The sequence below is a fragment of the Rapidithrix thailandica genome, assembly GCF_039710355.1.
In the GTDB taxonomy this organism is placed as follows: Bacteria; Bacteroidota; Bacteroidia; order Cytophagales; family Flammeovirgaceae; genus Rapidithrix; species Rapidithrix thailandica.
The window spans coordinates 1-13,520 of sequence record NZ_JBDKWZ010000004.1 but is presented as its reverse complement, the minus strand read 5'-3'; the positions used below and the strand labels follow the sequence as shown (position 1 = coordinate 13,520).

General features: G+C 38.5%; 14 protein-coding genes. 5 read left to right on the top strand and 9 right to left on the bottom strand.

Going from position 1 to position 13,520, the window contains the following annotated elements:
• Positions 1 to 39: 39 nt before the first annotated feature.
• Together AAG747_RS07795 and AAG747_RS07790 are read right to left on the bottom strand one after the other, a co-directional pair.
• A complete protein-coding gene (locus AAG747_RS07795; RefSeq protein WP_346820594.1) occupies positions 40 to 282 on the bottom strand; it encodes a hypothetical protein in 243 nt (80 codons plus the stop codon).
• Positions 270 to 662, bottom strand: a complete 393-nt coding sequence (locus AAG747_RS07790) for a hypothetical protein (RefSeq protein WP_346820593.1) — start codon at positions 660 to 662, stop codon at positions 270 to 272. The genes AAG747_RS07795 and AAG747_RS07790 overlap by 13 nt, the downstream gene beginning before the upstream one ends.
• A 307-nt stretch (positions 663 to 969) precedes the next feature.
• Between AAG747_RS07790 and AAG747_RS07785 the strand changes: the two genes are divergently transcribed.
• Complete coding sequence (locus AAG747_RS07785; protein WP_346820592.1) at positions 970 to 1,257, top strand: hypothetical protein; 288 nt, start codon at positions 970 to 972, stop codon at positions 1,255 to 1,257.
• A 671-nt stretch (positions 1,258 to 1,928) separates the two neighbouring features.
• Positions 1,929 to 3,089 (top strand): tyrosine-type recombinase/integrase, encoded by a 1,161-nt coding sequence (locus AAG747_RS07780; RefSeq protein WP_346820591.1) that lies wholly within the window; start codon positions 1,929 to 1,931, stop codon positions 3,087 to 3,089.
• A gap of 28 nt (positions 3,090 to 3,117) precedes the next feature.
• Here AAG747_RS07780 and AAG747_RS07775 read toward each other — a convergent pair whose 3' ends face one another.
• From AAG747_RS07775 to AAG747_RS07750, 6 genes are all read right to left on the bottom strand, one after another.
• Positions 3,118 to 4,227 carry a hypothetical protein gene (locus AAG747_RS07775; RefSeq protein ID WP_346820590.1) on the bottom strand — a complete coding sequence of 370 codons (1,110 nt, stop codon included), beginning with the start codon at positions 4,225 to 4,227 and terminating at the stop codon, positions 3,118 to 3,120.
• A gap of 277 nt (positions 4,228 to 4,504) precedes the next feature.
• Complete coding sequence (locus AAG747_RS07770) at positions 4,505 to 5,149, bottom strand: hypothetical protein (RefSeq protein ID WP_346820589.1); 645 nt, start codon at positions 5,147 to 5,149, stop codon at positions 4,505 to 4,507.
• A complete protein-coding gene (locus tag AAG747_RS07765) occupies positions 5,146 to 7,251 on the bottom strand; it encodes a hypothetical protein (protein ID WP_346820588.1) in 2,106 nt (701 codons plus the stop codon). The genes AAG747_RS07770 and AAG747_RS07765 overlap by 4 nt, the downstream gene beginning before the upstream one ends.
• A 27-nt stretch (positions 7,252 to 7,278) precedes the next feature.
• A complete protein-coding gene (tssD, locus tag AAG747_RS07760) occupies positions 7,279 to 7,977 on the bottom strand; it encodes a type VI secretion system tube protein TssD (RefSeq protein WP_346820587.1) in 699 nt (232 codons plus the stop codon).
• A 395-nt stretch (positions 7,978 to 8,372) separates the two neighbouring features.
• On the bottom strand, positions 8,373 to 8,897 hold the full coding sequence (locus AAG747_RS07755; protein ID WP_346820586.1) for a hypothetical protein: 525 nt from the start codon (positions 8,895 to 8,897) through the stop codon (positions 8,373 to 8,375).
• Between the two features lie 477 nt (positions 8,898 to 9,374).
• Positions 9,375 to 9,839: an SRPBCC family protein gene (locus tag AAG747_RS07750; protein ID WP_346820585.1), complete on the bottom strand. Its 465-nt coding sequence runs from the start codon at positions 9,837 to 9,839 to the stop codon at positions 9,375 to 9,377.
• 144 nt (positions 9,840 to 9,983) lie between these two features.
• On the opposite strand from AAG747_RS07750, the gene AAG747_RS07745 reads away from it, so the two are divergent.
• Positions 9,984 to 10,964 carry a GlxA family transcriptional regulator gene (locus AAG747_RS07745; RefSeq protein WP_346820584.1) on the top strand — a complete coding sequence of 327 codons (981 nt, stop codon included), beginning with the start codon at positions 9,984 to 9,986 and terminating at the stop codon, positions 10,962 to 10,964.
• A gap of 466 nt (positions 10,965 to 11,430) precedes the next feature.
• The gene (locus AAG747_RS07740) at positions 11,431 to 11,982 is read left to right on the top strand and encodes a hypothetical protein (RefSeq protein ID WP_346820583.1); all 552 of its coding nucleotides are present in this window, start codon (positions 11,431 to 11,433) and stop codon (positions 11,980 to 11,982) included.
• Positions 11,983 to 12,256: 274 nt separating this feature from the next.
• Here the strand turns inward: AAG747_RS07740 and AAG747_RS07735 are convergent, their stop codons facing one another.
• Positions 12,257 to 12,799, bottom strand: coding sequence for an NAD(P)H-dependent oxidoreductase (locus AAG747_RS07735; protein ID WP_346820582.1), 543 nt, complete (start codon positions 12,797 to 12,799; stop codon positions 12,257 to 12,259).
• Positions 12,800 to 13,027: 228 nt separating this feature from the next.
• Between AAG747_RS07735 and AAG747_RS07730 the strand changes: the two genes are divergently transcribed.
• Positions 13,028 to 13,399 (top strand): winged helix-turn-helix transcriptional regulator, encoded by a 372-nt coding sequence (locus AAG747_RS07730; protein WP_346820581.1) that lies wholly within the window; start codon positions 13,028 to 13,030, stop codon positions 13,397 to 13,399.
• Positions 13,400 to 13,520 lie beyond the last annotated feature (121 nt).

Here is a 13,520-nt window from a genome sequence, read left to right as displayed (position 1 = left end):
CGTTTGAAAGGTTAAAATTAAGGGTTGAATAAGAGCGGCTTACTTGCGCTTGGCCAGCAAGCGGAGTAAATCCTTGTTTTGTTCCTGCAACAGCTCCAGCATCATTTGTTGCCGCTGGATGATCTGGGAGTAAGAGCAGAGTTTGGAACTCAGGTCCGTTTCCAGTTGCGTAAAGCGGCTTTGCAAGTCGGCCGCCAAGGCCAAGGTTTTAGAAGTCTCCCCCTTGTGCAGGGCCACTTTCAGCTTTTCCAAATCCATTGCAATAGGGGTTAAAGCGTGCATAGTCTTAGTTTTTCTTCTATTTCGGATTCCAAGGCGTTTCGCTGCATTCCTTTAAAAGGATCGTCAAAGTAAAAATCCGGGTCGGTCAACTGTTCGATGTTTAAATGCAAAGCCCGCATCAATTCGATCAATACCCAGGGATTCGTGGTCGTACCGCTGATGGTATTGTAATACGTCCGTTGGGCCACCGGGTGCTGTCTCCGGGCACACTGGGAAAGCACTGTGTTTTGCAACTTGGCTTTGCTGGGGGCGGACAGGCAATAATGAATTCTCCGGGCCAATTCAAAGTCATTGGTGTTGCTGGGCCGGGATTTGGATTTGACACAGGAATTCCGGTCCGCTTTCAAGGCCGGTTTGCCTTGGCGTTGCTGTTTTTTCATAGCTTTTTTACGTAGGTTTAGAACAATAAATTAGGGAGGTCCCCATTTCTTGAAGTCATTTTCAAAATCTTTGCATTATTATACATTAATTTGCGTTTGACTTCAATGCAATTATATAAATACTGATACAATATTCCAATATATTGATAGAGTATTTTGTAATCAATTTTATAAAATATTGATTTTCATGAATGTAGGAAAGAACATTAAGGCTAAGATTACTGAAAAAGGATTAGAAGTACCACAGGTTGCTATAAAGTCTGGAATTAAGCAATCAACCTTATATTATATAATTTCTAAAGAAAGTGTGGAAACTAAATGGCTGGAGAAGCTTTCGGCCGCTTTAGAAATGCCTATCACCGCCTTTTTTGAAGAAACACAAGCCGGTAGCCGTGACCAAAGCCAGGTAGTCAAAGGGGATGGAGTCGTGGCCATGAACCACAGCCAGGGAAACCAAATTACAGGTCCTGACCAGGACAAAACACTTAAGGATTCTGAGAAATTGGAATTAGAAGAACTGCGAAAAGAGAACCGGGAACTGTACAAACAATTGCTGGAGTGCAAAGACCAATTATTAAAACTCAAAGGACTATAATTCAAAATACTTTATTATTCCCCAATAATGCATTTTAACTCATATACCAACATAATTATCTAATTTTCAAATGAATATCAACAAATCACAAGAGGTTCATGGTGACAATGTGGTCGCTTTGAACCATTCAAAAAATCATCACATTACTGCTAACTGATTTACACCTGGAACAGATTCAAGAGCTAAAAGCTCAAAACGAAGTACTTTTTCAGACTGTTTTAAAGCTCAGTGAACAGGTAAATTTCTTCGTAAAGAAAATACATCAACAGGATCTTGTGATCCAGCACCTTCTTCAAAAAGTTCAACATAACAACTGACATTGAAAGACCTTTTCTTTTTGATCAAAGTACCGGTTACCCCGGTGCTTTGATCAATTAAGTTTCACTTTTCTAAACAACGTACAATATGGACGAAATGAAGGTCAAAAGAAGTCGTAACCTCCGAGGAACAAAAGCCCTCTGTACCGCTACAAATCGCATTGCTACAAGCGTTAACCGCTGCTACAAAATCCTTTCCCTCTGTGTATCAAGCCATTCCCTCGTTTTTTCAGTCATTCCTGTCATCCCGACCATTTGGTAGATAACCCACTGATTTTCAGTGGGTTATCTTGCTTTATACCCTCGATTGACACAGGTTTTGACACAAAAATCATTAAAGAACTTGGTTTAACGATGCCGGACGAACAATTGCACTTTGACTATAAACCCGCCCGTTTGGTGGATCGAAACGGAGACCTCAAAAAGAGGTGGTACGTGGAATTTTATGCATGGGATGCCAAACTTGATAAACTCAAACGCAAATGGGTTTATATCCCCGCAAAATACAAAACCGCTAAAGAGCGAAAGGCCTATGCCAAAAAGTTGATCCAGTACACCAACAGCCAACTGGAGAAAGGGGCGGTATTCAACGCGCCCAAGATCCGCAAGAAAAGCAACAAGCAAACACAAAGTATCCAAGAAGCCCTTGAACTCGCTTTTAAACTCAAAACCGTCAACGCCAGGGCTGAGTCGGTAAAAAGCTATAAAAGCGTGTTTAAGGACTTTATCGCTTTTCTAAAGGACAATGAGGTAGCCGGCAAAAAAATTGAAGACGTGCCTTTGAAACTGTACTACGACTACTTTGATGAACTCATCATTGACCGGGAAGTCTCCAACAGTACGTTTAACAACCGTTTGACCATTCTCAAGACCTTTTTCAATGTCTTGATCAGCCGGGAGGTGATCGAGAAGAACCCTTTGGCTTCCATCAAGCGAAGGAAGCACAAGCCTTCAAAAAACCAGGCCTTTTCCGAAGAACAGAAAACAGCCATTGAAGAGCACTTGTTACAACACGAACCCTCTTTGTATTTCTTTACCCGGTTTATCTATTACGGTTTTCTGAGGCCTACGGAGATCACCCGTTTAAAAGCCGGTCATGTCAACCTTAAAGAGGGACATATCATCGTGTATCCGGACGTCTCCAAAAATGGCAAACAGGAAACGGTGGCCATCAACAAAGGCTTTCAAAAAATCCTGGAGCAAATGAAGATAGACGAAATTCCGGCCGACTATTACATCTTCGGGGCCAATAATATGCAACCGGGCAAAACCCAACTCAGACGGGTAAGGGTTACCGACAAGCATATTGCCGTCTTGCGCAAGTTAGGTTTGTTTGACGGAGTGATTACCCTGTACTCCTGGAAGCATACAGGCGTGGTCAATGCCTACCGGGCCGGAATTGATATTAAAACCCTGCAAACCCAATTAAGGCATCACTCCTTGGAAATGACGGATATTTACTTGAGAAGTCTGGGAATGGTGATAAACAATAGTTTGTCCAACCAGGATTGGTAGGAGTATATAAAAAAATTTAACCCATTTATTATATGTAAGTCTTCCCCATTTTTTCACTTCCAAAATAAATTATTGTTCCATCTTTAAAATATTCAAAATTGTTTTTTTGAGTATCTTTGATATTTATATCAAATTGAATTTCATTAAATTTTTGTTTTTTTCCCATCAAAACATCAACAACTTCAACCCTTAACCCATAATCAAAACCGTATCCTTCAAATCGCTCTTCGGCATTATATTTAAAGAGATAAAATGGCTGACCAAATATTTTTTTCTTTCTAGCTTTCTTTATATCTGACTCAACCAAAAATTCATTGTTTATCAACTTTTTATAAATGACAAAATTCTTCATTATAAAAAACCAAGAAGCATAGTGATATCGAATCAAATCAAGATTATTTGTGCTGTTTTCATTTGGATACTCAGGGTCAACATATTGAATTTTACTAGATTCCGAACTTTGTTCATTATAAAATATCACAGCGGTTCCAAAAGTTTTACTTATATTATACATTGGTAAGTTATTAGAGATTATTAATCGCCCATTTTCACACTGTTTGAGGGCCTTTTTAAGTACAATTTTTGTAGATGATGTCAGAGGAGGATTATACTGCCCTTTAGATTCAAGAAGGGCTATATTATTTTCTACAGTGTTATCCTTGTGTAATATAAAATCAGGTCTCGGTCCAGTTATCTCTGCGTGTGAGTTTTTATTTTTAATAAAGCTCTCAAAGTCTACAACAATTGGAAATTTTAAAATTTCTTGGGCAAATAAAAAATTTACTCCTTGAGCTATTTGTCCTATACCTGAAGTTTTAGAAAAATCTCTTACAGGCTCAATTCCAGAACTTATCAGAGCAAATTTTTCTTCACTTAACATATCTCCATATAATAATGCAAACCCATTTGACTTACGTTCTAATTCAGGATCTGTAAGCTCTTTAGAAGTCCAACACCTTGCGACAGCTATCCATAACGCAAAAGCTGAAAAGTTTAATTTTTTTTGATTTATAACATTTAAACTCCCTCTAGATAGAGCTAAATTTTCTTCTAATTCTTCTACAGTTAGTGTATACTTTTTTCGTTTCTCTTTCGCTATGGAATTATACAACTTTATTTCTTTAATAACATCTACCATAATTCACTTATTTTTCTTGAATAATAAATCAAATATTAAAACAGAAAATTTATAAGAAAAGTGCGTCCCAAGCGGATGTATGGATTTTCTTATTTTACCTTTATGTATAACCGATATTTACCTTAGAAGTCTGAAAATAGTGTTAAACATTGGACTGAAGGATACAAGCAGATTTACAAACCAAAAAGGATTGAGGCCTGAAAGGCTCAATCCTTTACCTCATAAATAAGAAAAAGCCGGATTTGCAGCAATTACACCACAAACCCGGCTTTTTGAACTACTCTTTCTTTTTTGTAGAGTCTTGTTCCTGTTTAAGTCTTTCTAATATTCTTCTTTGTTTTTCATCTTGTCGTTTGCCTTCTTCCCTGACATTTTGTAACAAAATTACCCTTGCTTCTCTAAACTTATCTTCATTCAGCGCATTAATCACATCGTGATGGGGAGGCCAAAACCGGTTGTAATCAATACCTGTAGTTCGTTTGAGCTTCCGGGGAAAAAAATCAGCTTTGTGAGGTACGATGCACCGGTCATCTGTGGGAAGGACTCCTACAAAATAGATTTCCGACCCCCCATTTTTTTCTTCGTCAATCAAATAAGTCAAATCATAGCCTTTATCTGTAGACGGACTACAAATGTCCAAAGACAAGCCATTAATAAGGACTACAGAAGACATGTATTGATAGCCTATCAAACGATCGTTTCGAAATTTCCTACCCTTCATCCAAACAATTCCATTGTTTACAGTATTGGCTGTAATATAAGTGACATAATCTGTTTTCGGGTCGTAGATCATCACAGCATATTCCGGAACACCTTTTTCATTATATTCATAGTAGACTTTGTCCATATTTCCTTTGGGAACCGTCTTACAGGAATGAAAACAAAGTACGATACAAAGCAATACAAATAATTTTTTCATCATTTTAGCTCGATTAATAAATTATTACCACTTCCTGTCTCTCTTATTTTATCCCATTGCCATTTGTAGAAAGTTTTTCTCTTGAATTTATCTTTCTTACCACTGTCATCAAAGTCATAATCCATAAAGTTTTCCATGGTATCACTTTGTGGATGGTAGGTATCTATTGCCTTCCCATCCGGTGCCGTTTTCCTCTCTACTTTAAGTTCTTCTATGTTTTTCTCTAATTTCTCATTTTTTTTATCTTTGGCCTCTATATCATCTTTTATTCCTTGCTTTTTCTCCTCCAAAGTGGTGGTTACATCCTCTACCTCTACAGGAATATTCCCATTCTCTTTTGCGGCAAGCTCCCTGATCTTTACAACCAACTCTCTAAAATCAACATATGCATCGTAGGAATTCTTCTTTACTTTATCTAATTCAGCCACAACTTTGTTATAAGCATTTTCAAAGTATTTATACCGTTGATACTCCTGATAACTGGTAAGTTTACACTTTTCAATATCACTTAATGTCTGTTCACCTAAACTTTGCATCTTTTTATGAAAGCTTATATCATTATTGAACATGCTTATCTCTGAATCAATGAGCTGTTTGCTGCGTATACTTTTGTCAAAACTTTTGTTGTGTTCAAAAGGATGGGGTAAACCTAAGCCATGACCAATTTCATGTACAATGGCATCGGGCAACCCAAAACCACTTTTAAAAATATACGATATCCCTCTTCCTGTTTGAGTATAGCCGGGCACTGCCCCATATTTAAGTTCCGTTGTCGTTGTTTTGGGGTAACTTGCTTCAATATCCGGAAAATAAAACACATACAGTGTCTTTTCTTTAAAGCTATCTACCTCTCCATGTTTTGCTTGATTGTTGACAATCCCTTGTTGCGCAAGTTCATGTTCCATTCGCATCTCCGCTTGCTCAAATTTATCATACAGGCCTCTTCTACCGTTGTTAACGCTCTTATGAGTCCAAAAACGGTTCATAACCTTTTTGTGATACCCTTTATAAGTATCATTAAATGAATACTTGCTATTTGGATTGTTTGCGTTGTATGTGACATCTTTAAATACCTCAAATTTCTTTTCAAGTTTCTCTGCAAAGTCTTTTAGGATTTGATGTATCCCGCTACTGTGAAAAGCACTGTCTTTTGCAACCCTTTCTTCTGCTACAACCCCGCCTGCTACAACTGTTTTATACAAATCCTTTACCTTTTGGTTGAAATCTTGCCGTAAACCATCCTTTTTGTGCAGGTAGATTTTACTATCTTCACTGTTCACATCTAGATACATCCTTAGCTCTTCTCTATCAAAAGTAATTTGATGAGTCTTCTGCGCTACCTCACACTGAATAAAGGCTTGGTTCAGTCCGTGTTGATTGGCACAAGTCAATAAGCCCTGCTCGTCAATATCCGCAATCGTAGCCGTGGGTACCTCCGTAAGCTGATCACTGGTGGCGTTGCCTAACCGCACATATACCGGCTGGATCACCCCTTTGTAACGCACTTTGTTCGGGTAAAGGAGCAGTTTACCGATCACCACCTTGCCAACCTTTGCTGTGATGGCCAACTCCTTTTCAAACTCGCCTATGCATTCAAGCTTTAGGGCAGGTAAATTGCCAGGTTTATCATCCAGTACCAGTTTAACGGACGCTTTGGCTTTTCCATTGACCGTAATGACCTGGCCGTCCTCACTTTCAAAGTCCACCAACACTTCGGTTTTGTCATTCCCCTTGTCAAAGTAATTGCTTTTTTCCAGCCCTATATAAATATTGGCGCTGTTTACTCCAGCGATATTGGGTGGCCAAAGGGACAAATAAGGACAATAATAAGAATGGTCCTTTTCACTTTTGACCGAAGGTTTATGGGTTTCTATGCCGTTTAACTTGGTGTACTCCTTGACAAGCCCGCTCGACATAATGCTAGCGTCAAAACGATCAAAGCCAAAGGTACCGGTATAAGCCGTATCATACTCTCCACTGTTGAGGCTATTTTTGGCTTGTATTTGGGAGCGGTAAAAGGAAACGATATAAGGCGACTGAGCAAGTTGCAGCGGTTTAACAAGAATGAAATTTCCGGGGTTACCCGATTCAGAAACTTTAAACATAAGGATAGTAAGGTTAAGTAGTTCGGATTATTTTAGTGTTGAGGGGGGTACGACTTCCACATCCACCCGCGTGACATCTCCTACAAGGGCAATGTCTTTGAGGAGGTCGTCTTCAAGGCTTTGTCCACGGTAAATAAAATCGTGGTGCTTGTCATCAAGGTCGATTGTCAGCTTTTTATTGCTGCCGTTCCGGGTCCGGATCACCAAGGTGACATTTCCATAAAAGAGCTCTGAAATTTCCTCCCCGTTTTGATCTTCGTAATGCATTTTGACAATCTCCAACTCCTTCTCCGGGGCAATGGTTGTCACCGGGGTATCCTGAACGCTCAGGTCGGTTTCCTTCCAGTAGTGTTCCAGGATTTTATACCCTCCATCGTAGAGGATGGCCGGGGAGAGTTTGATTTGGGTGGTCATGGGTTCCCCATTCACCCCGTTGAAATTATTCTTAAAGAAGACGCAATGCACATCGTAGAGTTCGAAAACCCGGCTTTTGCTGTCCTGCGTCACCGGGGAAACGACAATCTTTACTTTTTTCACCATGTCCATGCCCACAGACCAGGCAAAAAAACTCTGATCCGAGGTCGTTTCAAAGGTGATATCAAAGATTGTCCCGTTGGGTTTGCCCATGGGTTTGCCGTGTTCGTCTACCGAACGGGTAAACCGGAATTTGAAGTCAAGAATGTTAATTTCCTTATCCTCAACATAGAGTTTTGCTGTTAAACTCATATCATTCAAGGTGTTACTGGTTGAAAAAAATTGACTAGAGTAGTTAGTTGTAATGTAAAAATAGGTTGATTGGATCGTAGAAAGGGTCAAATGTAGTAAACATTTGGATAATTATACTTACGTATAAAAGCGTAATTTAGTTGTTTCAACTGTTTCCGGACCTGGTGCTTATCCACTTGTTTAGTTAAAAAGCTTTCTAAAAACCTCTTGCCGCAGGTGAAGGGCAAATAATGGACACAAACGCACCGGGGCTTTACGTTGTTGAACCTGGGTACTGCAATACACAAAGATTGCTCAAATACATACCCTCCCCTTCTTTCAAACTCTTGACAGTACATCACACGAAGCCATTTGAAGGGAATTGAGATGGGAATATTCAGGTATTCGTGAAGTCATTACTCTATTTTAAGCAATTCATCTACTATCATTAAATTGGTTTTCAGACCCTGTTGATGGAAGGTATAAATAGTGGATTTGATCAATACACTATCATTTTCTTCTAAACATTTTAAATGTTCTCTCCCACTTAAGTATAAAATATCTGATTTGATAATGATATTATGTGCCGTATGTATTTTTTCCAATTCGTTATACTCTTTGAAATTGGAAGTTTTTAGAAGGTTAAAAAGCCGCATATTTACTCTTCCTTTTCCACAATGAAGATATCTTCCTCTAACACTCTTTTTTTGGACAGAAATAGAATCTATTTTTCTTTGAGTGTAAAAGTTGCAAACAACGTCTAGCGAAGTACTATCGTCAAATAGTACTTCTGACAAACATCTATAAATATTTTGATTTTCTTCTATCACCTCCTTAACAATCAATTGATTTTCAATATCATTCTTCTTATCATTTTGTTTTAAGTGATTACAAGAAAATGCGAATAAAATTCCAAAGAAAAGGCTAATTTGTTCTTTCATTTTGTTTCTCTAACTTGACTGACAATATATTTCTTTTTATATAATTACTAAAAAAAATAACCTCTTTCTTCTAATTTAAACTCCTTACAATGAAGTGGATTAAACGTATAGTTTTTGACCGAAAATGGAATCAAAATCGGCTCATCAAGGCACTTTTTGAAGAGAATAGCCAAAGCTATTGTTGAAAAAAGTAACACAGAGGAGGCATTTTTGAAACATTTTTTAGCAAAAGAAAAAGGTTAATTCACTTCATAACCTTTTTAAGATATTCAACACCTTTTTTCATCCCTCCATTCTATAAATTTATTTTAGGAATAACTCCTCACTCATACAAACATAATAGTGGAATACCATAGAATACGTTCATAAATCTGGTTACAGTTCATTTACTTTTCAACTGTTTAATCAACAGAAGAAAAAAATGCACTCCGATCGATTTATCAGAGTGCATTGTGTTCAATTGCCAGTGACTTCTTTTTAAGAAACTTTGATCTCGCCTTCTTTTGTATTGGGCAGGCCTTCTCCTGTAGTGATCAAGCTCCGTAAACTTTGCTGTATGTACCGGGCCCATGCATTCGAACAAATTTCAAAGCATTCCAACCCGGGTACCAAGCCTTGGTGGGTGAAGTGTAGTTGTGTTTGCCCGTCTTTTTTCATGATTTCAAAACTGATGTTGGTGCCTTGCCATTCGCTTTGGTCTTTGGTAAACTTAAAATAATTGTCCATCACCTGCCAAACGACTTTTTTGCCGGGAATGACTTCTACTAACTTCATTTTGCATGAATGTACATCTTTGTAATGATAGGTAAACTCTTCGCTGAGTTTATCTGTACTTCCTGCAATTTCCTCAGACCACCACCCACGTACATTGTTGATGGCATGGAATACTTCTTCGGGTGATTGATCTACCAACAAGGTAGAGGTAAAATCTGATGTAGTCATTGTCTTTATGTTTTTTGTAAAACGTATATAGCAAAAGTATTGTCTATAAACCAATGAAAGAGGGTGTAAAATAGACTTTATAAGGGGTTGATTTGGACACCATTCTCTCTTTATCTTTACAGATACATACCTAACTTTATAAAGATGAAACACCTTAGCATCATCGTCCCGGACGGACAGAACAACCTCAGCAGTATAATCGGTGCGTATAAACTATTTACCAGGGCCAATGAATATTGGAAAGAATGTGGCAGAGGGGAATTGTTCGACATCCAGTTGGTTGGTGTTTCTCCCAGAGTAGAATTCTATAACGGTCTGGTGACGGTGAATCCACACACACAGATCTCTTCGATCAGGAAAACGGATCTTATTATTATTCCTTCATTGAATCATCATTATCAAAAAGCGATAAAAGAAAACGAACCGCTGATTGGGTGGCTGCGGAAACAGTATAAAGACGGAGCGGAAATCGCGAGTATCTGTACCGGTGCATTTATCCTTGCTTCTACGGGACTACTTACGGGGAAAAGGTGCTCCACACATTGGGCTGTAGCAGAACAATTCAGAAGTATGTTTCCCAAAGTGCATCTGCAAACGGATCAATTGATTACGGATGAGTGTGGAATTTACACGAACGGAGGCGCTTATTCTTTCCTGAATCTGATCATTTACCTGATAGAGAAATATTATGACAGGCAAACTGCTATTTTTTGCTCCAAGGTCTTTCAAATTGAAATGGACCGGCAAAGCCAATCGACCTTTACCATTTTTACAGGGCAGAAAATGCACGGAGATGAAATGGTGAAAAAAGCTCAGGCATATATTGAAAGCAAGCTGCATGAAAAGATTTCGGCGGAACGGTTGTCTTCCATGTTCTCGGTAAGCAGACGGACTTTTGACCGGAGATTTATCAAAGCTACGGGAAATACCCCGGTAGAATATTCGCAAAGGGTTAGAGTTGAATCGGCAAAGAAGGCTTTTGAAACCAGTCGCAAAACCATCAATGAAGTCATGTATGAAGTAGGGTATTCGGATGTAAAAGCCTTTCGTGAAGTTTTTAGGAAAATCACCGGTATATCTCCCTTGGAATACAGAAACAAATACAACAAAGAAGCATTGCTTTGATCAGACCTTAACAAGGTTACCACTCTTCCTTTTGTTTCCCATTTTAAAAAGAAGCCTCCTGGTAATTAAGAGATATCAGGGAGCGCCTTATAGGGAACATTGGTTAACAAACTTCATTATCATATTCCTCGCAGATCTGTAACAAAGCCCAAAAACATTTAACTCCTAACCTGTTTATACCTACTGATTTTATTAACAAAGCTCTTCATAAATTTCGTAAAATAGATTCAACACAATCCTAAAAAGATTCATCGAACCGGTCTCGACTCAATAGTCACAGATCCGCTCACTAATAAACTCCGGGTTTAAGACGTTACTTGATTGTATAATAATTCCAATTTGAGAATTCAGAATAACAATAAAACGGGATAAATCCCCTCGTATAACTACCCTCTTATTTGGAAATTTATTATTTTAAAACTACAGAAGTTTATCTTATATCTAACAATATTACCCCAAGTGTACTATGCTTGTTATCCCCATCCGAATCGTAGAAAAATATAACCAAACCGATATATTTATCTCAGAAACCCAGGATCATCAAAAAGCCTTGCAAACCTATGCTAAGGTGCAAGATAATACTTTATTAAGAGAGGTAATTGGCGAGGTGAAACTTTTGAAAGCCTATATTATTCACAACGAATCAGATGCAAGCTTTCTCCCAACACTCAATGTGATACCCGGTTTAATTTTAAGCCAGGAGGTGGTGATGCGAACGGCCGTAAGAAACAAGAGGTTTCGAGAGTGCCATTTCATTGGGAATGACCAAACCCATATTGCCATCGCCAGATGCTCCTTGGATGAAAATCGTAATTTTAAAATGGAGAAAATCTTCTTCACAGGCGAAACCTTCTTCCTGAACAGTAGCCTTCGAATAGATCACCAAGAAATATTACAAATCATCAAAGAGTGGGAATTTATAGATGAAGACACTTTTCAAAAGCTCAAAAAGCTACACCTGTCCAACTCCCAGGTAAAAGTGCTTTTCAATTTTATTCAGAAAAGTATCAAAAAATAATACTCCTCCAACGAACTCAACCTTTCACAGCTTAGTAGTACACATTTATATTATCATAAAAAGCCCGGCAGTCATCACCACCGGACTTCCTATACCTTTACCAAAGGTACTTTGCTCACAACCTCTTTCTACGGAAAACCATTCTGTTATTTCAGCTCAAATCCAATAACGGCATACCGCACAAGCTCCCCTCCACCACTCTTTAACATTGTTCAGCCTTAGAGTATTAGACATTCCGACTGACACCGTAAAAGCGTCCTGTCAACAAGACTCATTATACCTTTATTCGGAATTCTTCCAGAAAGGAAATATACGCTTTGGCGCTCTTTTCCACCCGTTCCGCAGAGGCATGGTGCTCTACACCATAGAATGCATAAAACGGTTGGTAATCAGCCCTGATGTATTCAAAAGTAATTTCAAAAGGAGCGGTCAATTGCTCCAGCGTATATTTATACCTTCCCGAAGGGTGATAATCCGCTTTGTTAATTCCCACCGAAATACTTAAAGCAATTTTCTTCCCGGCCAGTTTATATTCGCTGCCCTTTCCATAGGCCCAACCATGGGTTAATACCTCATCCAACCATTTTTTGAAAAGTGGCGGACAGTTAAACCAATAGAAAGGAAACTGGAAGATAATCTTGTCAAACGCTTCTACCAGTTGTTGCTCCCTTTCAATATCAATAATTTCATCGGGATATGCACCGTACAAGTCATGCAATACATATTTGTCCGGGTATTTTTCCAACTCCTCCATCCAGCGTTTGTTGACCAGTGAGTTTTCAAGGTTGGGATGAATGATCATTACCAGCGTTTTCATCTCTTTAGTTTTTTTTATAAATGCTTGTTTTTTTTTGAATAAAGTAAGAAAGTTGATTTCATGATAGAGGAGCGCTCCTTATCACTGGCGAATAACCTTTGGTTATCAAGTTAGGAAAGGGACACTTAACCTCCGCGTTGCAACCATCTTACGGATGGTAAAATTATAAATACAAGCATACATCTGTATATTCGCAACCCATTGTAAGGGACTAACAAAAATGTAAGTATGAGTAAAATCAAAGAAACCTCAACGAATTACGAAAACAGGCAAAACCTGAATGCCGAATGCCCGGAAACTTATGCGGTCAGTCTCATTGGCGGGCAATGGACTTTAGCGATTTGTTGCTATTTGATCAATGGGAAACTTCGTTTCGGAGAGCTGAAACAACACTTGCCCAACATTACGGAACGGGTGCTAACCTTACAGTTACGGAAGTTAGAAGCCAACCAATTGGTAAAAAGAACGGTTTATGCCGAAGTTCCGCCAAGGGTAGAATATGAGTTAACGGAAATCGGACTAGAACTAAAACCCATCTTAAAACAATTGGAAGTATGGGGCGAAAAACACAAGCAAATCATTCAGGAAGAAACATCCTAGTGTTAAGTAAAATTTAAAATAACGTAATAATTCAGTACCTTTAGAAAAAAGATGAAAAGGTACAGGGTCAAATTACTGCAAGAAGAAGTATCCGAGCTTAGAGCGATAATTGATAAAGGTT